The organism is Micrococcus sp. CS26 (genome assembly GCF_055522295.1).
The window spans coordinates 128,433-154,285 of sequence record NZ_JBVFVY010000004.1 but is presented as its reverse complement, the minus strand read 5'-3'; the positions used below and the strand labels follow the sequence as shown (position 1 = coordinate 154,285).

Sequence of the window (25,853 nt, the reverse complement as noted above, 5' to 3'; positions counted from 1 at the left end):
GGGGCCTCTCTGCGGGACGGACGGGGGTGGGCCGGTGGGGCGGGCCTCAGGTGAGCGCGGCCACCAGGTGGGCCAGCGGCGTGGCCAGCACGATGGTGAGCGCCACGCGCTCGACCCAGATCACCAGGAGGTGCCACATCTTCACGGGGATGTCCGTGGCCAGGATGGCAGGAACCACCGCGGAGAAGAAGATGATCGCGGAGACGCAGACGACGCCGATCACGAACCGGGCGACGAGGTCCTCGTGACCGGCCGCCATCGTGGCCGGGATGAACATCTCGGCGATCGAGGTGGCGGAGGCCGAGGCCAGCAGGCCGGGGTCGGAGTAGCCGAGCGCCCAGAACAGCGGGTAGAAGATCACGCCGATCCACTCGAACACGGGCGTGTACGTGGCCAGGACCAGGGCGATCAGGCCCACGGACATGATGGACGGCAGGATCTGGAGCACCATCACGAGTCCATCCCGGAAGTTGACCCAGATGTTCTTCGGCAGGGACGGGGCCTCGGCGAGGGTCTGCTCGGCGGCGCGACGGGCCACGCGGAAGCGGTCCCGGGTGACGGCCTGCTCGGGCGAGTGGGTGACGCCCGGGTAGCACTCGTCCGGGATGCGGCTCAGCGGCGGGATGCGCACCGTGATGGCGGTGACCGCGAACGTCACCGCGAGGGTGCCGAAGAAGTACCAGAGCCAGATGTCCATCAGGCCCAGCGTCTTGGCCACGATCACCATGAAGGTCGCGGACACCGTGGAGAAGCCGACGGCGATGATCGCCGCCTCGCGGGCCGTGTAGCGGCCGCCGGTGTACATGCGGTTCGTCAGCAGCAGGCCCAGGGCGTAGGAGCCCACGAAGGAGGCGACGGCGTCGACGGCGGCGCGGCCGGGCACGCGCCAGATCGGCCGCATGGCCGGGCGCAGGTAGACGCCCACGAACTCCATGAGGCCGTAGCCGATCACGAGGGCCAGGAAGACGCCGCCGATGGGGACGATCAGGCCCACGGGCACCACGAGCTTGTCCATCAGGAACGGGCCGATGCTCTCGTCCAGGATCCAGCTCGGGCCCACGCCGAACACGACCATCGCCGAGGCGACCAGGCCGAGCACGGCGAGGAAGGCGAAGACCGTCCGGGTGGTGCTGGTGCGCCAGCGGCCCGAGGCGAACGGGTACACGGCGCCGGCGGCGATGATGGCCATGCCCACCCAGCGGTCGGCCGGGCCGAGCAGCCCGCGCACCCAGGTCACCAGGTGGTCCAGCGGGATGGAGCTCGCCCCGTTGATCGTGACGGGCACGAAGAACATGACGATGCCGATCGCCGAGTAGACGATCATGCGCCAGCGCGCCGGCGGGCGGGGCGCGTCGGCCTCGATCGCGGCCATCGCGGTGGTGTCGGTGTGCAGCTCGCGGTCTGCGGGGCGGGACGAGTCCATCGTGGTGTCCTTTCGATCGCGAGCCGGACGGGCGTCCGCCCGTCCGGCTCGCGGCGGTGAAGTCGTCGGACGGCGACGGCGCGGCGGCACCGTCGTCGTCCGACGACGTGACCGGGGTCAGTCCCGGATCGTGGCCTCCATGGGCACACGGACGCCGCGCTCCTTCGCCACCTCGGCGGCGCGGGAGTAGCCGGCGTCGACGTGGCGGATGACGCCCATGCCCGGGTCGTTGGTGAGCAGCGCCTCGAGCTTGGCCGCGGCCAGCTCGGTGCCGTCGGCCACGCCCACCTGGCCGGCGTGGATGGACCGGCCGATGCCGACGCCGCCGCCGTGGTGGATCGACACCCAGGTGGCACCCGAGGAGGTGGCGGTCAGCGCGTTCAGCAGCGGCCAGTCGGCGATCGCGTCGGAGCCGTCCAGCATGGACTCGGTCTCGCGGTACGGGGAGGCCACGGAGCCCGAGTCGAGGTGGTCGCGGCCGATCACGATCGGCGCCTTGACCTTGCCCTCGGCCACGAGCTGGTTGAAGAGCAGGCCGGCCTTGTGGCGCTCGCCGTAGCCCAGCCAGCAGATGCGGGCCGGCAGGCCCTCGAACTCCACGAACTCGGCGGCGCCGTCGAGCCAGCGGTGCAGGTGCTCGTTCTCGGGGAACAGCTCCTTCAGCGCCGCGTCGGTCACGCGGATGTCCTCCGGGTCGCCGGAGAGCGCGGCCCAGCGGAACGGGCCGAGGCCCTCGCAGAACAGCGGGCGGATGTAGGCCGGGACGAAGCCCGGGAACTCGAACGCGCGGGAGTAGCCGGCCTTGCGGGCCTCGTCGCGGATGGAGTTGCCGTAGTCGAACACCTCGGCGCCGATGTCCTGGAAGCCGACCATGGCCTCGACCTGGCGGGCCATGGACTCCTGGGCCTTCTTCGTGAAGGTGTCCGGGTCGGCCTCGGCCTCGGCGTGCCAGTCCTTCTCGTCGATCTCGATCGGCAGGTAGGACAGCGGGTCGTGCGCGGAGGTCTGGTCGGTGACGATGTCGATCTCGACGGTGCCGGCCTTCTGGCGCTCGAGCAGCTCGGGGAACACCTCGGCGGCGTTGCCCACGAGGCCCACGGAGACGGCCTCGCCGTCGCGCTTGGCCTGCATGACGCGCTCGACGGCCCTGTCGATGTCCGTCTCCACCTCGTCCAGGTAGCGCTTGCCCATGCGGCGGCGCAGGCGGTCCTCCGAGACGTCCACGATCAGGCAGACGCCGCCGTTGAGGGTGACGGCCAGCGGCTGGGCGCCGCCCATGCCGCCGCAGCCGCCGGTGAGGGTGAGGGTGCCCTTGAGGGAGCCGTCGTAGCGCTTGCGGCCGATCGCGGCGAAGGTCTCGTAGGTGCCCTGCAGGATGCCCTGGGTGGCGATGTAGATCCACGAGCCGGCGGTCATCTGGCCGTACATCATCAGGCCCTCGGCCTCGAGCTCGCGGAAGGTCTTCCAGTCGGCCCAGTCGCCCACCAGGTTGGAGTTGGCGATCAGCACGCGGGGGGCCCACACGTTGGTCTTGACGACGCCGACCGGCTTGCCGGACTGCACCAGGAGGGTCTCGTCCTCCTCGAGGTCCTTGAGCGTGGCGACGATGGCGTCGTAGGCCTCCCAGGAGCGGGCCGCGCGGCCGGTGCCGCCGTAGACGACGAGGTCCTCGGGACGCTCGGCGACCTCGGGGTCCAGGTTGTTCATGAGCATCCGCAGCGGGGCCTCGGTCTGCCAGGACTTGGCGGACAGCTCGGTGCCGCGCGGGGCGCGGATGGTGCGGGACGGGTCGTGCTGGGTGAAGCCCACGGCCATGGCAGTTCCTCTCGACGGGGTGCGTGCGCCGCCGGGACGAGTGGCCCCTGTGATTTCACGGCTCGGCATGCACTTTCCGAACATTGAAACAGTGACTCGGCTCACGCGCAAGCCCGATCCGTGTGTCCCGCACCCGTTACGCTCCCTGTCATGACCACCACCCCCACCGCCTCGACGCGCACCGTGGACCGGGCCCTGGACCTGCTCGCCGCCGTCACCGAGCAGCCCCGGCTGAGCCTGACCGAGGCCGCCCGTGCCACGGAGCTGCCGGCGTCCACGGCGCTGCGCCTGCTGCGCAGCCTCGAGGGATCCGGCTTCGTGGCCCGCGACGACGACGGCGCCTACCGCCCCGGCGTGCGCCTCATCCAGCTCGGGGCGCGGGCCTTCTCCCGGGACTCGCTCGTGCAGCTGGCCCGCGGGCCGATGGACCACGTCGTGGCCGCCACGGGCGAATCCGTCTACCTCTCGGTGACGACCCCTCCGGACTCCGCCGTCTACCTGGCGATCGTGGAGGGCACGCATTCGGTCCGCCACACGAACTGGGTCGGACGCACCGTCCCCCTGGCGGGCACGGCCGTGGGCGACGCCCTGCGCGGCAGCGTGGCCGCGGGGGACTACACGCTGCGCACCCGTTCCGTCGAGAAGGACGTCACCTCGCTGTCCGCCCCCATCAGCGTGGCGGGCACGGTGGTCGGTGCACTCAGCACGCTCGTGCCGGCCTACCGCTGCACGGACGAGCTGGCGGACCGGTGCGGGGCGGCCCTCGTCGCCGCCACCCACGAGCTGGCGCACCTGCTCGGGGCGGCCGACACTCCCAGGGAACGCCCAGCCGACTCCCCTGGAAAGCCCAAGGCGAGTTCGTAGGCTGAAGCCACCTCATCGAAGGTGCGAGTGATGACGGAGAAGGCCCCGGGCCCGGCGAGAGCCGGAACCGGGGCCTTTCTCTGCGGCCGGCGCCCGAGGCGCCGGTTGCGGGGATCAGCGGCGGGAGGAGACGACGCCCGCCCAGAGGCCGCCGAGCAGGCCCGCCACCGGCAGCATCCAGAACAGGTGCAGGCCCGCCCCGTAGAGGACGGTGTTGGAGAACACCGCGAACAGGCCCACGGCACCGAGGAAGCCGCCGACCACGCCACCGACCACGTAGCGCACGACGGAGCGGGCAGCCCCGCCCATCAGCAGCACGACCAGGTAGCCGGCCGCGCCCGCCAGGGCGCCGCCCACCAGGCCGAACATGAACGACTGCACCAGCACGACCCAGCCGTGGCCGGTCTCGCCCAGCGCCACGGAGCCGTTCGGATCACCCAGGTCGCCGGTGAGCACGCGCACGACGTTGCCGATGATCACGACGAGCACCGAGACGAGGATGACGCGGTTGGTGAAGCCCCAGCCCTCCACCGGGCCCAGCGGCTCGAGCACCTCCTCCTCCACCACGGCGTGGCGCACGGGGCGGGCCGGGGCGGTGTGGGCGTTCGCGGCGTGGGGCTGGACGGCGTGGCTGCCGTCGGCGTTGATGGTCATCTCTGATCTCCCGTCCCGCCCCGGGCGGGGCGCGTTCCGAGCGCCGGGGCGCCCGTCTGGTTGCACGTCTGACGTGATTTTAGGCTTTTCCCAGCCCGAGGGGGTAATGGTGACCCGTCCGCCGGGCGGGGGGCGGCTCAGAGGACGTCGGTGCGGCGGTTGGCGAGCGAGGGGAGGAACTCCCGGACCTCGTCGATGCGCTCGCGGGTGACCTCCGCGGTCGCCACGGCCTCCCGCTCGTCGGCGAGCTCGGCGACGGGCAGCGCCAGCGGGTCCACGATCATCGAGTGGCCCACGGTGCCGTCCGAGCACGTGTCCGCCGCGGCCACCCACACGGTGTTCTCCACCGCGCGGGCCTTGAGCAGGGTGCGCCAGTGCTCCACCTTGTGCTCGCCGGAGAACCACGCCGCGGGGATCACGAGCACGTCCGCGCCCTCCACCGCGAGACGCCGGGACAGCTCGGGGAAGCGCAGGTCGTAGCAGGTGAGCAGGCCCAGGCGGAGCCCGCCGAGCTCGATCGCCGCGACGCCGCCGTCGCCGGGGGTGATCCGGTCCGACTCGCGGTGCGCGAACGCGTCGTAGAGGTGGAGCTTGCGGTACGCACCCAGCCGGGCGCCGTCCGCGCCCACCGCCAGCAGCGTGTTGTAGGGACGCCGGTCCGGTCCCGGCTCGTAGCCGCCCGCGACGACGGCGATCCCGTGCTCCCGCGCCAGCGCGGCCAGGCCCGCGGCGAACGGCTCCCAGGCCGCGGCGACGGCGTCGGGGAACTCCTCCCCCACCTCGCGGGCCCCGAGCATGGCCTCCTCGGGCAGCACCAGGAGGTCCGCCCCCTCGCCCGCGGCGCGGGCGGCGAGGCGGGCCATCACGGCCAGGTTCTCCTCGGCGTCGCCCACGGGCCCGAACTGTCCGACGCTGATCCTCATGCCCCCAGGGTAGCCAGGCCCCTGCCGGTGGCCGTCAGCCCTGGTCAGCGCTGGGGCCAGCCGCCACGCTGGAAGCCGGGCACGACGTCGGCCCGCATCGGCCGCCGTCGTCCTCCGCCCCGGATCCGCGCGGCACCGCGCGGCACGTCGACACCACAGGAGCAGACGCGATGACCACCCAGCAGCCCGACATCCCCGGCACGCCGGGGCCGATCACCCCCGACCTCGAGGAGCACACCGCCCTCACCCACCCGGACCAGCCCGTGGCCGTGCCGGCCCCGGACCAGCGCGGTCCGGCACAGGTCTCCCCCACCGGCCAGGACACCGGCGCCGACCCCGCGACCGCCGCGCAGGGCTGCCCGTACCTGACCACCGCGCACGGCGTCCGCCTGCAGGACTCGGACCACTCGCTCAAGGCCGGCCGCCGCGGCCCCACCCTGCTGCAGGACCACCACCTGCGGGAGAAGCTCAGCCACTTCGACCACGAGCGCATCCCCGAGCGCGTGGTCCACGCCCGCGGCGCCGGCGCCCACGGCGTGTTCCGCGGCTACGGCACCGCCGCGAAGATCAGCCGGGCCGGGCTGTTCGCCAAGGACAAGGAGACGGAGGTGTTCGTCCGCTTCTCCACCGTGGCCGGCTCCCGCGGCTCCATGGACCTGGCCCGTGACACCCGCGGCTTCGCCACCAAGTTCTACACGGATGAGGGCACGTGGGACCTGGTGGGCAACAACATCCCCGTGTTCTTCGTGCAGGACGCCATCAAGTTCCCGGACGTGGTGCACTCGGTGAAGCCGCACCCGGACCGCGAGATCCCGCAGGCGCAGTCCGCGCACGACACGTTCTGGGACTTCGTGTCCCTGCACACCGAGGCGCAGCACCACACCCTGTGGAACATGTCCGACCGCGGCATCCCGCGCTCCTACCGCATGATGGAGGGCTTCGGCGTCCACACCTACCGCCTGGTCGCGGCGGACGGCTCCACCGTGCTGGTCAAGTTCCACTGGAAGCCGATGCTCGGCGTGCACTCCGTGACCTGGGAGGAGGCGCTGCTCACCAACGGCATGGACCCGGACTTCCACCGGCGTGACCTCGCCGACGCGATCGAGGCCGGCGCCTTCCCCGAGTGGGAGCTCGGCGTGCAGGTGTTCGAGGACAACGAGGAGCAGATGTTCGAGGGCATCGACCTGCTCGACCCCACGAAGCTGGTCCCGGAGGAGCTCGCCCCCGTGCAACCCCTCGGCCGCATGACGCTGAACGCCAACCCGTCCAACTACTTCGCGGAGACGGAGCAGGTGGCCTTCAACCCGGCCAACCTCGTGCCCGGCATCGACGTCACCAACGACCCGCTCCTGCAGGGCCGCCTCTTCTCCTACCTGGACACGCAGCTCACCCGCCTCGGCGGGCCGAACTGGAACCAGCTGCCCATCAACCGCCCGCACGCCCCGGTCAACGACATGCTGCGTGACGGCTTCCACCAGAGCGCCGTGCATCGCGGCGTGGCGCCGTACCGGCCCAACTCGCTCGACGGCGGCCTGCCGTACGAAACCCCCGCGGACGACCACGCGTTCATCGAGCACCCGGAGCCGCTGCCGGCGTCGGTGAAGGAGCGCGCGCACGCCGCCTCCTTCGACGACCACTTCTCGCAGGCGCGCCTGTTCTTCCTCTCCCTCTCCGAGGTGGAGCGCGAGCACGTGGCGCAGGCGTACACGTTCGAGCTGGGCAAGTGCTACGAACAGACCATCCGCGAGCGCCAGCTGGCCCACCTCGCCGCGATCGACACGCGACTGGCCCAGCAGGTCGCGGACGGCCTGGGCATCCCCGTCCCCGCGCCGACCGAGACCCCGGCCGAGGTGCAGCCCTCCCCCGTGCTGTCCCAGATCGGCGGCGCGTGGCCGCTCGACGGCCGTCAGGTCGGCGTCGTGGTGGGCGAGTCCGTGGACGAGAAGGAGCTGGACGCCCTCGTGCAGGGCATCCACGGTGCGGGCATGGTCCCGCTGGTCATCGCGCCGAAGGGCGGCCCCGTGGCCGGGGAGATCGTGGCCCAGCGGACCTACCTGACCGCCGCGTCCATCGAGCTGGATGCCGTGGTCGTGGCCTCGCCGGCGGCCCCCGCCGCCGACGCCGCCCCCAGCCTGGACCAGAAGGCCGGCGCCGCCGACTCCGAGGCGGTGGACCCGCGCGTCGTCAAGGTGCTGCAGGAGATGTGGCGCCACTCCAAGGCGATCCTCGCCCTCGAGCCGGCGGAGGCCGTCCTCGCGGCCGCCCAGGTGTCCGGCAAGGGCGTCGAGTCCGCGGCGGACGGCGCCTCCGCCGTCAGCCGGCTGACGGAGCTGCTGCCCGCGCACCGCGTGTGGGACCGCTTCCCGACCACCGGCCGCCTGGCCGACTGACTCGGCGGACCCCCGGGCGCTTTCGAACGTGAGATAGGGCCTATCTCACGTTCGAAAGCGCCCATTCGCCCTCTTTCACGTTCGAAAACGCGGGCCGGGGTGGGCCGGGGGCGGGGCGGCGGGCCGGGTCAGTCCTCGATGAGGTCGCGGACCTGGACCACCTGGTCGCGGCCCGGGCCCACGCCGATCGCGGAGATCCGGCACCCGGAGAGCTTCTCGAGGGCCTCCACGTAGCGCTGGGCGTTCAGCGGCAGATCCGTGAACGCGCGGGCGCCCGAGATGTCCTCGGTCCACCCGTCGAAGAGCTCGTACACCGGCTTCGCGTGATGGAACTCGGTCTGGGTCATGGGCATGCGGTCGTGGCGCACGCCGTCCACCTCGTAGGCCACGCACACCGGGATCTTCTCGATGCCGGTGAGCACGTCCAGCTTGGTGAGGAAGTAGTCCGTGAAGCCGTTGATCCGCGCGGCGTAGTGGGCCATGACGGCGTCGTACCAGCCGGTGCGCCGCGGGCGGCCGGTGTTCACGCCGAACTCGCCGCCGGTGGTGCGCAGCTGCTCGCCCATCTCGTCGAAGAGCTCCGTGGGGAACGGACCGGCGCCGACGCGCGTGGTGTAGGCCTTCACGATGCCGATGGTGCGGGAGAAGCGGGTGGGGCCGATGCCCGCGCCCACGGCCGCGCCGCCGGCGGTCGGGTTGGACGAGGTCACGAACGGGTAGGTGCCGTGGTCCACGTCCAGGTAGGTGGCCTGGCCGCCCTCCATGAGCACCACCTTGCCCTCGTCCAGGGCGTCGTTGAGCAGGTTCACGGAGTCCACGACCATGGGGCGCAGGCGGTCCGCGTAGCCCAGGAAGTACTCGGCGATCTCGTCCACGGTCACGGCGCGGCGGTTGTAGAGCTTCACCAGCAGCTCGTTCTTCTGCCGCAGGGCGCCCTCGATCTTCTGGCGCAGGATCGACTCGTCGAAGATGTCCTGCACGCGGATGCCCAGGCGGGCCACCTTGTCCATGTAGGTGGGGCCGATGCCGCGGCCGGTGGTGCCGATCGCGCGCTTGCCCAGGAACCGCTCGGTCACCTTGTCCATGGTCTGGTGGTACGGCGCCACGAGGTGGGCGTTGGCGGAGATCTTCAGGTGCTCGCACGGGTGGCCGCGGGACTCGAGCCCGTCGATCTCCTCGAACAGCGCCTCCAGGTTCACCACCACGCCGTTGCCGATCACCGGCACCGCGTTGGGCGAGAGGATGCCGGCGGGCAGCAGCTTGAGCTCGAACTTCTCCCCGTTGACGACGACGGTGTGCCCGGCGTTGTTGCCGCCGTTCGGCTTGACGACGTAGTCCACTCGCCCGCCCAGCAGGTCGGTGGCCTTGCCCTTGCCCTCGTCGCCCCACTGGGCTCCGACGATCGCGATCGCTGGCATCTGCATCTCTCCTCAGGGCCGCGGGTCGCCCCGGACCGGCCCGTACATGGAAAACGCCCCCTTGCGGTGCACGCGGAGGCCGTACCCCCGAATCCTACCAGCGTGACGGATGCCACCCTCTGGCTACGCTGGCGCCATGAGCACCGCAGCGCCCGGCACCCAGCACTCGGAGTTCGCCTCCCCGACCCCCACCCGCAAGGGCCCGAGCGTGGGCACGTGGCGCCCCTGGGCCGTGCTGCCGTGGGCGCTGGCCCTCCTCGCCCTGCCCCTGATCGCGCTCGCCCTGCGCTCCAACTTCGGCGCGAACGGCTGGATGACGGTCATCTACATGGTCTTCGGCGCCCTGCCCCACGAACTCGTCCTCGTGCTCATGGTGGGGAGCCTGTTCCTCCTGCCCCGCGTGAACCCGCAGGATGAGCAGCGGGGCGGCATCCGGCTGGGGCGCCTGCTGCACACGCTGCTGGGCATCTCCTGGGGGTCCTTCGCGCTGGCCGCGATCATCTTCCCCGACGGCGGCGACCACCCGGACTCCGGCGCCACGACCCCGGTGCTCATGGACCTGCTCGGCAAGAGCACCGCGATGGACGTCGGCATCGTGGGCGGCCTCGCCCTCGTGGCCGTCAGTGCGCTCACCGGTCTCGCGGTGATCGTGGTGTGCGTGGTGCGGCGGATCCGCGCCGTTCGCTGAGCACGCTCCCGACGACGGCGGTCAGCGCGGGTTCAGGCGTTGGCGGGCTCGGCCGTGCCCGCGCCCCGGCGGCGCAGCTCGGGCTTCACGGTGCCCTCGGCGCCCGTGTCGGGGCAGGCGTCCTCCGCAGCTCCGGCCGCACCGGAGCCGCACGGGCCGGCGTCGTCCGTGCCGCCGCAGCAGCCGCCGGCCGGGGCGCCGTCGTCGGCCGCGGCCTGCTGCGCACGCTCCTCGGCGCCGAGCACGGTGAAGCCGGCATCGGCGATCATCTGCAGATCCGCCTCGGCGTCCTGGCCCTCGGAGGTGAGGTAGTCGCCGAGGAAGATCGAGTTGGCCACCTGCAGGCCGACCGGCTGCAGGGAACGCAGGTGCATCTCGCGGCCGCCGGCGATGCGCAGCTCCTTGCCCGGGCACGCCATGCGGACCATGGCCAGGATCCGGAGGCACTCGAGCGGCGTGAGCTGCTGGTGGCCCTGCAGCGGGGTGCCGTCGAAGGGCATGAGGAAGTTGACGGGGATGGAGTCGGAGTCCAGGTCGCGGAGCGCGAGGACGGCCTCGACGAGCTGCTCGTGCGTCTCCCCCATGCCCGCGATCAGGCCGCTGCAGGAGGACAGGCCGGCGGCGCCGGCACGCTGCACGGTGTCCACGCGCTGCTCGTAGGTGTGGGAGGTGCAGATGGACTCGTAGTGGGACTCGGCCGTGTTGAGGTTGTGGTTGTAGGCGTCGACGCCGGCGTCCTTGAGCTTCTCGGCCTGGCCGTCCTTGAGGAAGCCGAGGCACGCGCACACCTCGACGTCCGGGTGCTGGGCCTTGAGGTCGCCGACCATGCCGGCCACGCGGTCGACGTCGCGGTCCGTGGGACCGGTGCCGGAGGCCACCATGCACACGCGCGAGGCGCCGCCGGCGATGCCCAGGCCCGCCTGGCGGACGGCCTCCTCCGGCTTGAGCCACGTGTAGCGCAGGATCTCGGCCTCGGTGCCGAGCCGCTGGGAGCAGTAGGTGCAGTTCTCCGGGCAGAGGCCGGTCTTGAGGCTGACCAGGTAGTTGACCTTGACCGTGCGGCCGAAGTGCTTCTCGCGCAGGCGCGAGGCTGCCGCGACGATGCGGAACGTGTCCGCGTCCGGGGCGTCCAGCACAGCGACGGCCTCCTCAGCGGTAAGCACGTGGCCCGCCTCGATGCGGTCCACGAGGGCCTCGGGGTCGAGGGCGGCGGCGGGGCGGGGGTCGACGGCGGGGGAGTCCTGGGTGGCGGTCATGCGGGCCTCTCCGGTGGGCGGGGCTCGGCCCCGGGTGGGTCTGACTCGAGGGACTCTAACAGTGTTCATTGAACAGTGTTCAGGAGCGGGGGGCCATGACCCCGACGTCAGCGCCCGTGCCGGTCCAGAGGGACCGGCTCGGGCCGAGGCTGCTCCTCGAGCGTCGTCGTCGCCGCGAGGATGCCGTGGGCGGCGGCAGCGAGCACCGCGCCGAGCAGACCGGCCACGACCGCCCGGACGCCGGCGTCGTCGATCGCGTTCAGCACCAGCCCCGGAATGACCGCGGCCCCCATCAGCAGCATCACCCACGCGGTGGAGCCGGCTCCGGCGTCAAACACGTTGCGGCGAGCCTGCTCCGCCTCGACCCGGTGATGCACCCCTCGCAGGGTGAGCATCGCCCCGAGGGCCGTGACGGCCACCAGCGTCAGACCCCACCCCAGTCCCAGATCCTGCCGCAGCCCCGCGAACACACCAGCCGAACCCACCAGGGCAGATGCCACACCGATGCGCCACCGCCACTCACGCTCATTCCCCACCCGGCTCACAGCCCCATGCTGGCACACGGCCCTCGGAGGCGGAGCGGCAGATCATGCGGTCGTGGCCGGCGGGATCACTCCTGCGTAAGGGGCGGATGGAACTCCGAGGCGAGCATCGCGTAGGTGGCGCCATCCACCCAGCCGCGCGTGAGATGCAGAGACTCCTCCTTGAACGTGCCCTCGTGACGCATCCCCACCTTCTCCATGATGCGCAGGCTCGGAGCGTTGTCCGCGAAGGCATGAGCCTCCACGCGCCGCACACCCAGATCGTCGAACGCGAAGCCCAGCAGGGCTCGCGCAAGCTCGGTGCCATAGCCCTGCCCGGCCTGGCGCGGATCGATCGTCCAGCCGAGCTCGGCCTGGGCGTCCCGGGCTTCCTCCCGCGGGCCGCCCTGACTCCACGCGTCCTGCACCGCGACCTTCCCGACACCGACGATGACGTCTCCGGCCCGCACGGTGAGACGGTCCCCCGCCCCGAGGTAGGACTCGCGCAGCGCGTTCTCACTCTCCGGGCGGCCGGAGGTCCACGACCACACCTGCTCACGACGGCAGAAGCTCCACACGGCGGGTGCATCGAGACCCCGGAACGGGGTGAGGGTCAGCCGGCGGGCTCGCAGCGGGAAGCAGACGCCTCGACTCGCGGCGAGCTCCAGGAGAGGGGTGGCCATGACAGACAGGGTACGAACAAAAGTTCTCGAGTCAGCCCCCGGACAGACCAGTGCCCGCACCCTGCGTCGATGTCAGATCCACGCGGCCTCTCAGGGCCCGTTGACCTCGGGCAGATCCCGCCACGGAGTCCCGCACCTGCACTGGCAGATGATCGCTTCGACCATCGTGCGGACATCCGAGAAGGGTCGACCCTGCCGGCCCGTGCGGTCTGGAGCAGCGGGGCGATCAGCTCCGATCGGGCGTCGGAGACGACGTGCAACCGGGACATGGCTCCCCGGATCTCAGCGGGTCCCTGGAGCCGTTCTCAGACACGCCCTAGGCCATCTCCAGCGCCGAGGCCCGCCTCACATCCGAGGAGGTCCTCCACGCTCAGGTGACGCGGCTCAGACACGATGCAACAGTCGATCGAGGGCCTCTCGCCCGGCGGCCCGCTCACGGACGTCGTCGGAGTCCATGAGGTCCAGCGCCACGACTGTTTCAGTGCGAAGCAGGGCGGAGGGATCCACGGGGGCAGGTATGTGGCGGATCACCACTTCCCCCGCCGCCGAGGCGTCGAGGCGGAGCCGCGACTGGAGAGCCTCCAGGTCGCCGAGCAGATAGCCCTCCTCCCGCTGGTTCCCTTCGACAGCGGCGAGCCCGAAGCGGCGGGCGAGATCCGACTGATCCAGGGCGGACACCCCCGAGGGCACGAGAACGTCGGCGAGCTTGGCTCGGGCTCGAGGCGAGGCGTGGAACCGGTGGGGCCGGGCCCTGTTCTCAGCCAGTCGGTGCATCTCGGCAGCGGTGAGCGTTCGCAGCCGGGAGCGCAGACGGGAGATCCGCGGCTGGTCGAGGAAGGCCCGTCCGTTTCCTCCGGCAAGGAGGTCGACGGCGGCCCAGGCGGTCCGCGGAGCCCAGGTGCGGCCGATACCCGGCGCCCTGCGGGCACGACGGGCCAGGGCACGCTCATCGATGAACCAGGATTCTCCGAGGCGGCGGGCCGGCACATCACCGTCCTCGACGAGGCGCCGCACATAGCGGTCGGAGACCTTGAGGCGCTCGGCGGCCTCCCCCACCGTCAGAAGAGTCATGCAAGAAGAGTACCGGAGCCGGACCTGTTCATGCATGCCCGGGGAGCCCTGACTTTGAGACCCTGTCATGCCATGCACCGAGAGCGCGTGGCCCTCTCACCAGAGCCGTACTCCACCAGAGCGGAGACGGAAGGGCCATCGACAGCAGCGCCTGGAAGGGGGCAACACACCCTGGGGCGATCCCTTCGGCCTGGCGCTCCTTGATCCTTCGACGCTCGAACTCAGCGAATGCGGCCTTGATGCCGAGCATGAGTCCGGCTACGGGGGAAGTGCCGGGCCTGGGCACCGTGATCTCACTCGGTCGAGACCCGCACGGTGCATCCCTTGTCGGTGAGGTCGTCCACGCTCGCGTACAGATTCCGGGTGACCCGGCCGAGCCGGGCCACGACGTCGTCGACCACTGGGGGATCGACCGCACCGGCACCCTCGTCAGCGAGCGCCCGACTCTGGACGTGGACCAGGCCCCGCCCGAGACGATCGAGCGCCTAGAGTGATCCACATCACTCCCGCCCCGGTCTTTCACCTCCGAACAGGAGCCCCATGTCCACCACGTCCACACGTCCGCCCACGCCCAGGCCCCCGGGCCGCGCCGCCCGCGAGGGCACGTTCTTCAGCCGCGCCATGCGCCCGCTGAACACGACGATGGAGCGGTTCATCCCGTCCTCGCTCGTGTTCACCATCGTGCTGACGTTCGCGGTGGCAGCCCTGTGCCTGCTGCTCACTCCGGCCGGGCCGGCCGACGTCGTCGTGGGCTGGGGTGACGGCCTGTCCGGACTGCTGGCGTTCATCACGCAGATGGCGCTCGTGCTCATGCTCGGCCACATCCTGGCGAACACCGGTCCGGTGCGCCGCCTGCTCGCCCGGCTCGCCAGCATTCCCCGCACGCCCCTGGCCGCCTACATCTTCGTGTTCGTGGTGGCGGCGGCGGCCTCCCTCATCACGTGGGGCCTGGGCCTGGTGGTCGGTGCGCTGCTGGCCAAGGAGGTCGCGGCGCAGGCCCGTGAGCGCGGGCTGGTCCTGCACTTCCCGATGCTGGTGGCCGCCGGGTTCTCCGGGTTCGTGGTGTGGCACATGGGGTACTCGGGCTCCGGCCCGCTGACGGCCGCCACCCCCGGTTCGTTCCTCACGGAGAGCCTGGACGGCCGGACGGTCCCGGTCTCGGAGACCACCTTCTCCTGGTGGAACATCACCGCCGCCGTGGTGACCGTGCTCGTCGTGGCCCTGGCCCTGTTCCTCGTCGCCCCGCGCGCCGGGGACCGGATCGTGGAGCTGGAGATCGACGCGCGGGACCAGGACGCGGTGTCCGCACCGGAGATCGAGACGCCGGCGGACCGTCTCGACGCCTCCCGTGTCCCCACGCTCCTCGTCGGCGCCATGCTCGTGACCTATCTGGTGATGCACTTCGTCGGCGGCGGCACCCTCACCCTGGACATCGTCAACTGGTCCTTCCTCGCGCTGATCCTGCTGCTGGTGCGCAGCCCGCACGAGCTGATCGGCCTCACCCAGGGGGCCGCGTCCAACGTGGGCGAGATCCTGCTGCAGTTCCCCCTCTACGCGGGCATCCTCGGCATGATGACGACCACCGGCCTGGTGGCGGTGCTCTCGGACGCCTTCGTGGCGATCTCGAACCCGGTGACGTTCGGCCTGCTGGCGTTCCTGGCCGCGGGCCTCGTGAACTTCTTCGTCCCCTCCGGCGGCGGACAGTTCGCCGTGCAGGGCCCGATCATGCTCCAGGCCGGCGACGCGCTCGGCGTGGATCCGGCCATCACCATCATGGCCGTCTCCTACGGCGACCAGTGGACCAACATGATCCAGCCGTTCTGGGCGATCCCCCTTCTGGCGATCGCCGGCCTGAAGATGCGCGACATCCTGGGGTACACCACGGTCGTGCTGCTCGCGTCGGGGCTCGTCTTCGGCGGCACGCTCCTGCTCGTCTCGCTCTGACCCGGCCGGCCGATGCGGGCCAGGACAGACGAAGGGCCCCGGGATCACCGGGGCCCTTCGCCTGTCATCACTCGCACCTTCATCACTCGCACCTCGATGAAGTGGTTCCACCGTACGAACCGAGCATGGGCGCAGCCGTCACGCAGCCTGGCAGTTGCCTGGCAATGGCCGCCTCAGCCCAGGGCACCGCCGGACTCCGCCAGGTAGCACGTGCCGCACAGGGACTCGTAGGTCACCTGGACACCGTCGATCGCCACCTGGTCCCCCTCGAACACGAAGTGCTCGGCGCCCGTGGCCGGGTCAACGACCTTGCGCGTGTTGAACACCGCCTTCCGGCCGCACCGGCAGATGGTCTTCAGCTCCTCGAGGGAGTGCGCCAGCTCCAGCAGCCGCGCGGAGCCCGGGAAGGAGCGGGTGCGGAAGTCGGTGCGCAGTCCGTAGGCGATCACGGGGACGCCGTCGAGCACGGCGATGCGCAGCAGGTCGTCCACCTGCGCCGGCTCGAGGAACTGTGCCTCGTCCACGAGCAGACACGCCATGGGCGGGGCCTCCACGTGCCCCACGAGGGCGTCCGGGTCGTCACCGGTGGCGTGCCGGCGGAACAGCTCCCGCACGTCCGCGCCCGCCGGGACGAGGAAGTCCACGGCGCGGGTCACACCGAGGCGGGAGACGACGTCGCCCTCCCCCTTCACGTCCACCTCCGGCTTGGCCAGCAGCACCCGCTGGCCGCGCTCCTCGTAGTTGAAGGCGGCCTGCAGCAGGCCCGTGGACTTGCCGGAGTTCATGGCCCCGTAGCGGAAGTAGAGCTTGGCCACGGCTCCGCTCAGCCCTGGGCGCGGCCCTGGCCGGCCTCGATCTGCTCTGCGGCCGTGGGGTCCGAGTCCCGCAGGAAGGTGCGGATGCGCTCGACCTCCTCGGACTCCCCGATCCCGGCGGCCGCGCGGCCCAGCGCGTACAGGGCGCGCAGGAAGCCGCGGTTGGGCTCGTGGGCGTACGGCACCGGGCCGGCGCCGCGCCACCCCGCCCGGCGCAGCGCGTCCAGACCCCGGTGGTAGCCGACGCGGGCGTACGCATAGGAGTCCACGGTCCGGCCCTCGGCCCACGCGTCCTCCGCCATGAGCGCCCACACCAGGGAGGACTCGGGCGCCACCGGCACGATGTCCTCGGGCAGGTCACCTGCCTCGAGCCGGGCCAGCACCTCCGGCTCCTCCGGCAGGCGCGTGGCCGGCGGCTCCATCAGGTTCTTGCCGATCAGGGACTCGGACATGGGATGCCTCTTCTCCTCGCGGACGATGCGGTCGCGGCCGAGTCTATCGACGGCGCCGGACGCCGGACGGATCGCCGTCCCCGCGTCCAGGACGGTCCGGTACCGTAGGCGCAGCGTCCGTCCGCAGCCCCACGCTCCCGGGGCCGGGCCGCCGATGCCGTCGAAGGAGCCTCCATGACCCACCCCGCGCCCGCCCGCCGCCGTGCCCCGCTGGCCGTCGGCGTCGCCGCCCTCGCCCTCGCCCTGGCCGGCTGCGGCTCGGCCGGCCAGTCCGGTGAGCCCGCCTCGTCGACCGCCGCGGCACCCAGCGGATCGGCGGCCTCGGCCGCAGCCGGCTCGGCCACGGAGAGCCCCACCGACCCCGCGTCCGCCGCGGCGTCCCGCGTCCGTGAGGCCCTCGCGTCGGAGTCCGCCGAGGGCACCCCGCGCGCCGAGCCGCGTCAGGCGTTCGAGACCGTCGGCCCGGGCATCAAGGACGGCGCCGCCACCGAGGCCTGGAAGAACACGGCGGCGGTCCGCAACGACACCGTCTCCGTGATGGACTGCACGCGCGACGTCCTGGACCAGCGCACCCTGGACGCCGTCGCCACGCACATCCCGGACAGCTCGAACATCGAGATCGTGCAGCTGTTCGCCTCGCAGGACGAGACCCACGAGTTCCTCACCTGCGTCTACAACGGCTACTTCGAGTACAGCCCCGGCATGCCCCTGGCGCAGGTCCACTACCAGCACAACCTCGACGGCTCCCGCCTGGAGTGGTGCCAGGAGGAGCCCGCCGCCGTGGCGGACGAGTACACGTTCGACCCGAAGACCGGCAAGGGGCTGCTCGCCCTGCTGCGCCCCGGCATGGTCGGCGGCCAGGACGGCGCCCCCCTGCTGCCCCAGCGCACCGCGTGGGCCTGCTCCGAGGACGGCAGCGAGATGGTCTCCGTGACCATGGGCTCGATGGAGGGCTTCGGTGACGCCAACGGCGGCCTCACCCAGGTGAAGAACTCGCCGGTCGCGCAGAGCACCACCCTCGTCACCGAGACCCGCGACCACCTCGCGGACACCGTGCTGAAGGACGCCGGGGACTTCCAGGAGGTCATCAAGCTCAGCTCGCCGTTCTTCCTGAACGCGCAGATGGACGAGGAGACCCTGGCCCAGGCCCGGGAGATCCCCACCGGCCGCGTGCCCGACGAGCTGCTGAACAACCAGTCCACGATCGACCGCCCCGAGGGCGCCCCCGGCCCCGTGGCCCCCGGCCAGCCGCCGCGGCCGTTCCAGGGCGCCGCGCGGGAGGCCGCCGAATCCCAGCGGGCCGCGGAGGCGTCCGCCTCGGCGTCGGCCAGCCCGTCACCGACGAAGTCGGCCTCGGCCTCGCCGTCCCCCTCCACGTCCGGGGACTGACACCCGGCACGACGACGGCCGGTCACCTCGTGAGGTGACCGGCCGTCGTCGTGAGGCCCGGCGGATCAGGCCTTCGCCGCGGCGTCGTCCTGACCGGCGAAGTGCCGGCGGTACGCGCCCAGGGTGAGGAACGCCGGGTACTCCGGCGGCAGGGCCGACTCGCAGAACACGCGCACCGCGTCCTCGAACCGGTGGCCCTCGGGCAGCGGGCCGGCGAGGATCCGAGCGTGCTCCTCGCGGATCAGCTGCTCCATCCAGCCGCGGTTGGCGGTCCGCACGCCGCCCTCGGTCAGCTGCACACCGGTGCCGTTGTGGGCCCACTGCCAGATCTGGGACCGGGAGATCTCCGCCGTGGCGGCGTCCTCCATGAGTCCGTGGATCGCGGCGGCGCCGTTCCCCCGCAGCCAGGACTCGATGTAGCGGATCCCGACCTCGATGTTCATCCGCACGCCGGCCTCGGTCACCGAGCCCGTGGTCGCGGCGACGTCGAGCAGGGCGGCCTCGTCCGGCTCCACGTCCTCGCGACGGCGGGTGCGGATCTGGTTCGGGGCCTCGCCGAGCACGGCGTCGAACTCCTCCCGGGCGACCGGCACGAGGTCCGGGTGCGCCACCCACGAGCCGTCGAAGCCGTCGCCGGCCTCGCGGGCCTTGTCCGCGCGCACCTTCTCCAGCGCGGCGGCGTTGGCCTCCTCGTTCCGGCGGTCCGGGATCACGGCGGACATGCCGCCGATCGCCGAGGCGCCGCGCCGGTGGCAGGCCCGGACCAGCTGCTCCGTGTAGGCCCGCATCATCGGCTGGGTCATGGTCACCTCCGAGCGGTCCGGGAGGACGAACTCGGCCCCGCGGTCCCGGAAGTTCTTGATGATGGAGAAGATGTAGTCCCAGCGGCCGGCGTTGAGGCCCGCGGCGTGGTTGCGCAGCTGGTACAGGATCTCCTCCATCTGGAACGCCGCGGTGATCGTCTCGATCAGCACGGTGGCCCGGATGGTGCCCTGGGGGATGCCCAGCTCGTCCTGCGCCGCCACGAACACGCAGTTCCACAGCCGCGCCTCGAGATGGGACTCGAGCTTGGGCAGGTAGAAGTACGGGCCGTGGCCGCGGCGGATCAGCTCGTCGGCGTTGTGGAAGAAGTACAGGCCGAAGTCCACGAGGGCGCCGGCCATCGGCTCGCCGTCCACACGGATGTGGTCCTCGATGAGGTGCCAGCCGCGCGGGCGGACGATGATGGTCGGCCGGTCCGTGAGCTCGCGCTCGCGCAGCCGGTACTCCTTGCCCTCGGGGGAGGTGAAGTCGATCTGGTCGCGGATCGCGTCGAACAGGTTGACCTGCCCGTCCAGCATCCGGTCCCAGGACGGCGTCGAGGAGTCCTCGAAGTCGGCGAGCCAGCCCGAGGCGCCCGAGTTGAGGGCGTTGATCGTCATCTTCCGATCCACGGGGCCGGTGATCTCCACGCGGCGGTCCTGCAGGCCGGGGGCCAGCGGCGCCACACGCCAGGAGTCGTCCTCGCGGACCCGGCGGGTGGACCGCAGGTAGTGCGGGTTCCATCCGTCGGTGATGCGGCGCTGGGTGTACTCCCGCTCCTCGAGCAGCCGCCGGCGGCGGTCCTCGGCCAGCCGGTGCAGGCGGCCGAGGAACGCCAGCGCCTCGTCCGTGAGGATCTCGGCCTGCCGCCCGTCGACCGGCCCGTGGACGGTCACCACGGGGGCGGCGCCCTCGGGGATGACGACGGGGATGGCCTGGGTGCTCACGTCATGCGGCAGGGGCGTGTGCTCCCGAGCGTCGTCGGCATGGATCTCGTGCAGGGTGGGGGTCGTGGTCTGCGGGCTCATGGGACTGCCTCCTCGCGGTCTCGGCTGAGCGGATCAGTGGAACTGGCCGGACTCCGTGGAGCCCGCCAGGGCCACCGTGGAGCTGTCCGGGTTGATGGCGGTGGACACGGCGTCGAAGTAGCCGGTGCCGACCTCGCGCTGGTGCTTGGTCGCGGTGTAGCCGCGGGCCTCGTCGGCGAACTCGCGCTCCTGCAGCTCGACGTACGCGGACATCTGGCGCTCGTTGTATCCCTTGGCCAGGTCGAACATCGAGTGGTTCAGGGCGTGGAAGCCGGCCAGCGTGATGAACTGGAAGGTGTAGCCCATGGCGCCCAGCTCGCGCTGGAACTTGGCGATGGTGTCGTCGTCGAGGTTCTTCTTCCAGTTGAAGGACGGCGAGCAGTTGTAGGCCAGCATCTGGTCCGGGAACTCGGCCTTGACGGCCTCGGCGAACTTCCGGGCCAGCTCGAGGTCCGGCGTGCCGGTCTCCATCCAGATCAGGTCCGCGTGCGGGGCGTAGGCCTTGGCGCGGGCGATGCAGGGCTCGACGCCGTTGCGGACCTTGTAGAAGCCCTCCGCGGTGCGCTCACCGGTGATGAACTCGGCGTCGCGCTCGTCCACGTCCGAGGTGATCAGGGTGGCCGCCTCGGCGTCGGTGCGGGCGATGATCACGCTGGGCACGTCGGCGACGTCGGCGGCCAGGCGGGCGGCGTTGAGCGTGCGGATGTGCTGGCCGGTGGGGATGAGCACCTTGCCGCCGAGGTGCCCGCACTTCTTCTCGGAGGCCAGCTGGTCCTCCCAGTGCACGCCGGAGGCGCCGGCGGTGATCATCGACTTCATGAGCTCGTAGGCGTTGAGCGGGCCGCCGAAGCCGGCCTCGGCGTCGGCCACGATCGGCACGAGCCAGTCCTCGACGCTGCTGACGCCCTCGGCGTGCTCGATCTGGTCCGCGCGCAGCAGGGCGTTGTTGATGCGGCGCACCACCTGCGGCACGGAGTTGGCCGGGTACAGGGACTGGTCCGGGTACGTGTGGCCGGAGAGGTTGGCATCCGCGGCGACCTGCCAGCCGGAGAGGTAGATGGCGCGCAGCCCGGCCTTGACCTGCTGGACGGCCTGGTTGCCGGTGAGGGCGCCGAGGGCGTTGGTGAACTCACCGCGGGCGTTCTCGTCCTTCAGCTGGGTCCACAGCTTCTCGGCGCCGCGGCGGGCCAGCGTGTGCTCCTCCTGGATGCGGCCGCGGAGACGGACGACGTCCTCGGCGGTGAAGCTGCGCTCGACGCCGGCCCAGCGGGGGTTGTTGTCCCAGTCGTGCTGGAGCTGTTCGGCGGAGGCGGGAGTGGAGTGGTGGGGCTGGGTGGTCATGACGTCCTCCTGAGGATCGGTCCGGTTCGTGAAGGGTTCGGTGCGACGTGTCCGTCGCTGCCGTTGACATCCACCTTGGCCCCGGGCAAGGCCCTCTGGAGCACAAAATCGGTGGAAACTCCGGCCGTTCCTGCCACTGGGTCAGAACGTGACAGTCCTTGCGCCCCGGTGTGGTCTGGATCACGGCAACGGCCCCCCGCTTGTCAAGAATGTGACTTTCTTTCCGAAACACGTGATCTCCTCCCCGGTTCCGTCTACAGTTCCGCGCATGATGACCCGCCCGCTTCCCGAGGACAGCGCGACCGTGGACGCCGTCGCGCTGGGCCGCCGCGTCCGGCACCTGCGCAAGCAGGCCGGCCTCACCCTGGACCAGCTCGCGGAGCACACGGGAGTGAGCGGCTCGCACCTGTCCCTCGTGGAGAACGCCCGCCGCGAGCCGCGGCTCTCGCTGGTCCAGCGGATCGCCGAGGTCCTGGGCGTGCCGGTCGAGGACCTGCTCACCGGCCGGGCCCCCACCCGGCGGGCCGAACTGGAGATCGAGGTCGAACGGTTCGCGCGCTCGGAGCACTACGCCTCCCTCGGCCTGCCCCCGCTGCGCATCGGGCCCCGCACCCCCACCGAGGTCCTCGAGGTGATCGCGGGGCTGGAGGCCGAGCTGCGCCGTCGCCTGGAGGAGCAGGCCGCCACCCCCGAGGAGGCGCGCCGCGCCAACGCCCAGCTGCGCGCCCGGATGCGCGCGGTGGACAACCACTACCCCGACCTCGAGGCCGAGGCGCATCGGCTGCTCGACGCGATCGGCCACACGGGCGGGCCGCTGGGCCTGCACGCGGTCTCGGAGCTGGCCGAGCACCTCGGCTTCACCCTGCGCTTCGTCCCGGACCTGCCGCACTCCACGCGCTCCGTCACGGACCTCAAGCACGGGCGCATCCACATCAGCGGCTCCCGCTCCTCAGACCATGACCGCCGCACCGTGGTGCTCCAGGCCCTCGCCGCCGCCGTCCTGGGCCACGGCGAGCCGCGGGACTACGAGGACTTCCTCGCCCAGCGTGTGGCGGTGAACTACCTGGCGGGCGCGCTGCTCATGCCGCAGCGGGCGGCGTCGTCGCTGCTGCGGGCCGCCCAGAAGCGCCGGGACCTGTCCGTGGACGACCTGAAGGACGCGTTCGGCGTCTCCTACGAGGCCGCCGCGCACCGGTTCACCAACCTGGCCACCGTGGACCTGGGCATCCGCTGCCACTTCCAGAAGGTCCACGAGACCGGGGTGATCCACAAGGCCTACGAGAACGACGGGATCGTGTTCCCCGCCGACCACACCGGTGCGATCGAGGGCCAGCAGGCGTGCCGGAAGTGGGGCGCACGGCAGGCCTTCTCCCGCAACGACCGGTTCCGCGCCCACACGCAGTACACGGACTCGCCCAACGGGACGTTCTGGTGCACCTCGATGATCGAGAACGGCCCCGACGGGCTGTTCGCCCTCTCCGTGGGCACCCCGTTCGAGCATGCCCGGCACTTCCGCGGCGCGGACACCCGCCACCGGGTCACCTCCACGTGCCCCGATCCGCGCTGCTGCCGCCGCCCCGACCCCGAGCTCGAGGCCGCGTGGGGCGGGCACGTGTGGCCCGCGGCCCGCATGCACGCGCATCTGCTGGCGGCCATGCCCACGCAGACCTTCCCCGGTGTGGACGAGCGTGAGGTCTTCGAGTTCCTCCAGGCCCAGGAGGAGCGGGAGGGCTGAGGACGACGCCGGCCCGCACCCTCACGCGAGGGTGCGGGCCGGCGCGGCGGACGGCGGGGTCAGCCGATGCTCTTGCCGGCCGAGTTCAGCTCGGTGCAGGCCTGGACCACGCGGGCGGCCATGGCCTCCTCGGCCTTGGCGCCCCACACGCGGGGGTCGTACTGCTTCTTGTCGCCGACCTCGCCGTCGACCTTCAGGACGCCGTCGTAGTTCTCGAACATGTGCCCGGCCACGGGTCGGGTGAACGCGTACTGGGTGTCCGTGTCCACGTTCATCTTCACGACGCCGTACTCCACCGAGTCGGCGATCTCCTGGGCGGCGGAGCCGGAGCCGCCGTGGAACACGAGGTCGAACGGGCGCTCCCTGCCGAACTTCTCACCCACGGCCTGCTGGATCTCCTGCAGGATCTCCGGGCGCAGCTTCACGTTGCCTGGCTTGTAGACACCGTGCACGTTGCCGAAGGTCAGCGCGGTGAGGTAGCGACCGTTCTCGCCGAGGCCGAGTGCCTCCACCGTGGCGATGCCGTCCGCCACGGTGGTGTAGAGCTTCTCGTTGATCTCGTGGGCCACGCCGTCCTCCTCGCCGCCCACGACGCCGATCTCCACCTCAAGGATCTGCTTGTTGGCGTGGGTGCGGGCGAGCAGCTCGCGGCCGATCCGCAGGTTCTCCTCGAGGGTCTCGGCGGAGCCGTCCCACATGTGGGAGTTGAAGATCGGGTCGCGCCCGGCCTTCACCTCGGCCTCGGAGGCGTCCAGCAGGGGCAGGACGAAGTCCTCGAGCTTGTCCTGGGGGCAGTGGTCCGTGTGCAGGGCGATGTTCACGGAGTGCTTCTTGGCGACCTCGCGCGCGAACGCGGCGAACGCCAGCGAGCCGGCGACCATGTCCTTCACGGAGGAGCCGGAGAAGTAGGCGGCACCGCCGGTGGAGACCTGGATGATGCCGTCCGAGCCGGCCTCGGCGAAGCCGCGGATGGCGGCGTTCAGGGTCTGGGAGCTGGTGACGTTGATCGCCGGGTAGGCGAAGGCGCCGTTCTTGGCGGCGTCGATCATCTCGGCGTACTTCTCCGGGGATGCGATGGGCATGCTGCAGCTCCTAGGCGTCGTCGACTCAGGCAGGCGGGGGAGCGCGGCGGGCGCGACACCCTCGGGCTCATCCTATCCGCGCGGCCGGACCCGCCCCAGGGCCCCGGGCCCGACGGCGACGCCAACCTGGGCACGGCCCCGTCGCTGGCCTAGGGTGAGATGCGTCACATCTGCATCCCAGAGACCGGAGACCACCATGGCCCCCGTACGCCGCCCCTCCCGCCCCCTCGCCCTGGCCGCCGCCGTGGCCGTCGTCGCCGGGTTCGGCGCGCCGCACGCGGCCCTGGCCCAGGAGTCCGCCCCGGCCCCCGACGCGCCGGAGGTGAGCTCCGCCGTCGAGGACCTCTCGCAGCCGGCCACGACGGCCGAGGACGCCCGCTGGAACGCGGCCCGGGACGCCCTGGCGGCCGCCTCGGCCGACGACCCCTTCTACCTGCCGCCCACCACCCTGCCCTCGACCCCCGGCGCCCTGATCCGCACCGAGCCCACCGCCTTCTACCTGGACCCGGTGCGACTGGTGCAGGTGCCGGCGCACGCCACGCGCATCATGTACGCCTCGCAGGACGCCCAGGGCCGACCCATCGCCGTGACCGGCACCGTGCTGACCCCCACCGCCCCGTGGACGGGCGCCGGCGAGCGCCCCGTGATCGGCTACGCGGTGGGCACCCAGGGCGCGGCGGACCGCTGCGCCCCCTCCCGCACCCTCTCCACCGGCGTGCAGTACGAGGGCGTCGGGATCACGTCCCTGCTGAGCCGCGGCCACGCCGTGGTGGTCACCGACTACGAGGGCCTGGGCACCCCGGGCACGCACACCTACATGGTCCGGGAGGCCCAGGCGCACGCCGTCCTCGACGCGGTGCGCGCGGCCGCCCAGGTGTCGGGGTCGGGCGTCACCGCGACCGCGCCGGTCGCGCTCGCGGGCTACTCGCAGGGCGGCGGGGCGACCGCGGCCGCCGCCGAGCTCGCGCCCGACTATGCCCCGGAGCTGGACCTCAAGGGCGCCTACGCGGGCGCCCCGCCGGCCGACCTCGTGCAGGTCGCGGACCGGATCGACGGCGGTCTCTACGCGGCCTTCCTGCTCTACGCGATGGCCGGGCAGCTCGCCGCGTACGACGTGGACCCGGCCACGCACCTCAACGAGACCGGCCTGGCGGCCCTCGCCGGCGCGGCCGAGACCTGTGTGACGGACAGCCTCGCCCACGCGCACCTCGACTCCGCCACGCTGACCCGCACGGGGCAGGACTTCCCTGAGCTCGTCCGCTCCGACGCCGAGCTGGGCGGGATCCTCGCCGAGCAGCGGATCGGCGCGCAGGGCCGCCGCCCCGAGGTGCCGGTGCTGATCGCGCACTCCGTCACGGACGACGTCATCCCGTACCGGACCGGCCGCGACCTGGGCCGCCGCTGGTGCGCGCAGGGTGCGCGGGTGCGCTTCGACCCGCTCCTCACCCCGACCCACGTGGGCGGCCACGTGGCCGCGCTGCCGCGGATGGGGGCGTTCCTGGACGCGGCCCTCGCCGACCGCTGGACCGCCGACTCGTGCGGGTGGTTCTGAGCCTCGGC

Annotated in this window: 21 protein-coding genes and 1 pseudogene; 7 read left to right on the top strand and 15 right to left on the bottom strand. The window is 71.9% G+C overall.

Translation table 11 applies throughout. The features are described from left to right. Positions 1-46: 46 nt before the first annotated feature. Together ACZ1IK_RS03365 and hutU are read right to left on the bottom strand one after the other, a co-directional pair. Positions 47-1,423 carry a YjiH family protein gene (locus ACZ1IK_RS03365; RefSeq protein WP_465098319.1) on the bottom strand — a complete coding sequence of 459 codons (1,377 nt, stop codon included), beginning with the start codon at positions 1,421-1,423 and terminating at the stop codon, positions 47-49. Positions 1,424-1,540: 117 nt separating this feature from the next. Next, positions 1,541-3,238, bottom strand: a complete 1,698-nt coding sequence (hutU, locus tag ACZ1IK_RS03360; RefSeq protein WP_221844541.1) for a urocanate hydratase — start codon at positions 3,236-3,238, stop codon at positions 1,541-1,543. 150 nt (positions 3,239-3,388) lie between these two features. Between hutU and ACZ1IK_RS03355 the strand changes: the two genes are divergently transcribed. Next, positions 3,389-4,102, top strand: coding sequence for an IclR family transcriptional regulator (locus tag ACZ1IK_RS03355; RefSeq protein WP_060973530.1), 714 nt, complete (start codon positions 3,389-3,391; stop codon positions 4,100-4,102). A 114-nt stretch (positions 4,103-4,216) separates the two neighbouring features. On the opposite strand, the gene ACZ1IK_RS03350 is transcribed toward ACZ1IK_RS03355, so the two are convergent. Both ACZ1IK_RS03350 and ACZ1IK_RS03345 read right to left on the bottom strand, forming a co-directional pair. After that, positions 4,217-4,756 carry a hypothetical protein gene (locus ACZ1IK_RS03350; RefSeq protein ID WP_036315779.1) on the bottom strand — a complete coding sequence of 180 codons (540 nt, stop codon included), beginning with the start codon at positions 4,754-4,756 and terminating at the stop codon, positions 4,217-4,219. 137 nt (positions 4,757-4,893) lie between these two features. Next, complete coding sequence (locus tag ACZ1IK_RS03345) at positions 4,894-5,679, bottom strand: carbon-nitrogen hydrolase family protein (RefSeq protein ID WP_159228200.1); 786 nt, start codon at positions 5,677-5,679, stop codon at positions 4,894-4,896. 170 nt (positions 5,680-5,849) lie between these two features. Between ACZ1IK_RS03345 and ACZ1IK_RS03340 the strand changes: the two genes are divergently transcribed. After that, positions 5,850-8,069 carry a catalase gene (locus ACZ1IK_RS03340; RefSeq protein WP_159228199.1) on the top strand — a complete coding sequence of 740 codons (2,220 nt, stop codon included), beginning with the start codon at positions 5,850-5,852 and terminating at the stop codon, positions 8,067-8,069. Positions 8,070-8,197: 128 nt separating this feature from the next. On the opposite strand, the gene ACZ1IK_RS03335 is transcribed toward ACZ1IK_RS03340, so the two are convergent. Beyond that, positions 8,198-9,487: an adenylosuccinate synthase gene (locus ACZ1IK_RS03335; RefSeq protein ID WP_036315830.1), complete on the bottom strand. Its 1,290-nt coding sequence runs from the start codon at positions 9,485-9,487 to the stop codon at positions 8,198-8,200. A gap of 136 nt (positions 9,488-9,623) precedes the next feature. On the opposite strand from ACZ1IK_RS03335, the gene ACZ1IK_RS03330 reads away from it, so the two are divergent. Beyond that, positions 9,624-10,175, top strand: coding sequence for a hypothetical protein (locus ACZ1IK_RS03330; RefSeq protein ID WP_060973529.1), 552 nt, complete (start codon positions 9,624-9,626; stop codon positions 10,173-10,175). 32 nt (positions 10,176-10,207) lie between these two features. On the opposite strand, the gene bioB is transcribed toward ACZ1IK_RS03330, so the two are convergent. The 5 genes and pseudogenes from bioB to ACZ1IK_RS03305 all read right to left on the bottom strand — a co-directional run bounded on the left by bioB (position 10,208) and on the right by ACZ1IK_RS03305 (position 13,706). Next, positions 10,208-11,431, bottom strand: coding sequence for a biotin synthase BioB (gene bioB, locus ACZ1IK_RS03325; protein WP_230277947.1), 1,224 nt, complete (start codon positions 11,429-11,431; stop codon positions 10,208-10,210). 107 nt (positions 11,432-11,538) lie between these two features. Further along, entirely contained in the window at positions 11,539-11,916 is a 378-nt protein-coding gene (locus ACZ1IK_RS03320; protein WP_465098318.1) for a hypothetical protein, read from the bottom strand. Positions 11,917-12,041: 125 nt separating this feature from the next. Beyond that, the gene (locus ACZ1IK_RS03315; protein WP_205810640.1) at positions 12,042-12,635 is read right to left on the bottom strand and encodes a GNAT family N-acetyltransferase; all 594 of its coding nucleotides are present in this window, start codon (positions 12,633-12,635) and stop codon (positions 12,042-12,044) included. A 93-nt stretch (positions 12,636-12,728) separates the two neighbouring features. Then, positions 12,729-12,904: pseudogene (locus tag ACZ1IK_RS03310) on the bottom strand (transposase); the annotation flags it as partial. 115 nt (positions 12,905-13,019) lie between these two features. Continuing rightward, entirely contained in the window at positions 13,020-13,706 is a 687-nt protein-coding gene (locus tag ACZ1IK_RS03305) for a helix-turn-helix domain-containing protein (protein ID WP_020626743.1), read from the bottom strand. 621 nt (positions 13,707-14,327) lie between these two features. On the opposite strand from ACZ1IK_RS03305, the gene ACZ1IK_RS03300 reads away from it, so the two are divergent. Beyond that, positions 14,328-15,650 (top strand): short-chain fatty acid transporter, encoded by a 1,323-nt coding sequence (locus ACZ1IK_RS03300; protein ID WP_060973406.1) that lies wholly within the window; start codon positions 14,328-14,330, stop codon positions 15,648-15,650. A gap of 173 nt (positions 15,651-15,823) precedes the next feature. On the opposite strand, the gene ACZ1IK_RS03295 is transcribed toward ACZ1IK_RS03300, so the two are convergent. Further along, on the bottom strand, positions 15,824-16,465 hold the full coding sequence (locus ACZ1IK_RS03295) for a thymidine kinase (RefSeq protein ID WP_063189666.1): 642 nt from the start codon (positions 16,463-16,465) through the stop codon (positions 15,824-15,826). A gap of 8 nt (positions 16,466-16,473) precedes the next feature. After that, the gene (locus ACZ1IK_RS03290) at positions 16,474-16,917 is read right to left on the bottom strand and encodes a DUF3151 domain-containing protein (RefSeq protein WP_012750707.1); all 444 of its coding nucleotides are present in this window, start codon (positions 16,915-16,917) and stop codon (positions 16,474-16,476) included. A gap of 174 nt (positions 16,918-17,091) precedes the next feature. On the opposite strand from ACZ1IK_RS03290, the gene ACZ1IK_RS03285 reads away from it, so the two are divergent. Continuing rightward, on the top strand, positions 17,092-18,306 hold the full coding sequence (locus ACZ1IK_RS03285) for a hypothetical protein (RefSeq protein ID WP_036341081.1): 1,215 nt from the start codon (positions 17,092-17,094) through the stop codon (positions 18,304-18,306). Between the two features lie 65 nt (positions 18,307-18,371). Here the strand turns inward: ACZ1IK_RS03285 and aceB are convergent, their stop codons facing one another. Both aceB and aceA read right to left on the bottom strand, forming a co-directional pair. Continuing rightward, a complete protein-coding gene (gene aceB, locus ACZ1IK_RS03280) occupies positions 18,372-20,135 on the bottom strand; it encodes a malate synthase A (protein WP_158184795.1) in 1,764 nt (587 codons plus the stop codon). A gap of 33 nt (positions 20,136-20,168) precedes the next feature. Further along, on the bottom strand, positions 20,169-21,476 hold the full coding sequence (gene aceA, locus ACZ1IK_RS03275; RefSeq protein ID WP_012750705.1) for an isocitrate lyase: 1,308 nt from the start codon (positions 21,474-21,476) through the stop codon (positions 20,169-20,171). Between the two features lie 268 nt (positions 21,477-21,744). Here aceA and ACZ1IK_RS03270 point away from each other — a divergent pair, with 268 nt between their 5' ends. Further along, positions 21,745-23,211, top strand: a complete 1,467-nt coding sequence (locus ACZ1IK_RS03270) for a helix-turn-helix domain-containing protein (RefSeq protein ID WP_051995313.1) — start codon at positions 21,745-21,747, stop codon at positions 23,209-23,211. Positions 23,212-23,270: 59 nt separating this feature from the next. Here the strand turns inward: ACZ1IK_RS03270 and fbaA are convergent, their stop codons facing one another. After that, positions 23,271-24,293: a class II fructose-bisphosphate aldolase gene (gene fbaA, locus ACZ1IK_RS03265; protein ID WP_036341084.1), complete on the bottom strand. Its 1,023-nt coding sequence runs from the start codon at positions 24,291-24,293 to the stop codon at positions 23,271-23,273. Between the two features lie 196 nt (positions 24,294-24,489). On the opposite strand from fbaA, the gene ACZ1IK_RS03260 reads away from it, so the two are divergent. Continuing rightward, the gene (locus ACZ1IK_RS03260; RefSeq protein WP_357191161.1) at positions 24,490-25,845 is read left to right on the top strand and encodes a lipase family protein; all 1,356 of its coding nucleotides are present in this window, start codon (positions 24,490-24,492) and stop codon (positions 25,843-25,845) included. Positions 25,846-25,853 lie beyond the last annotated feature (8 nt).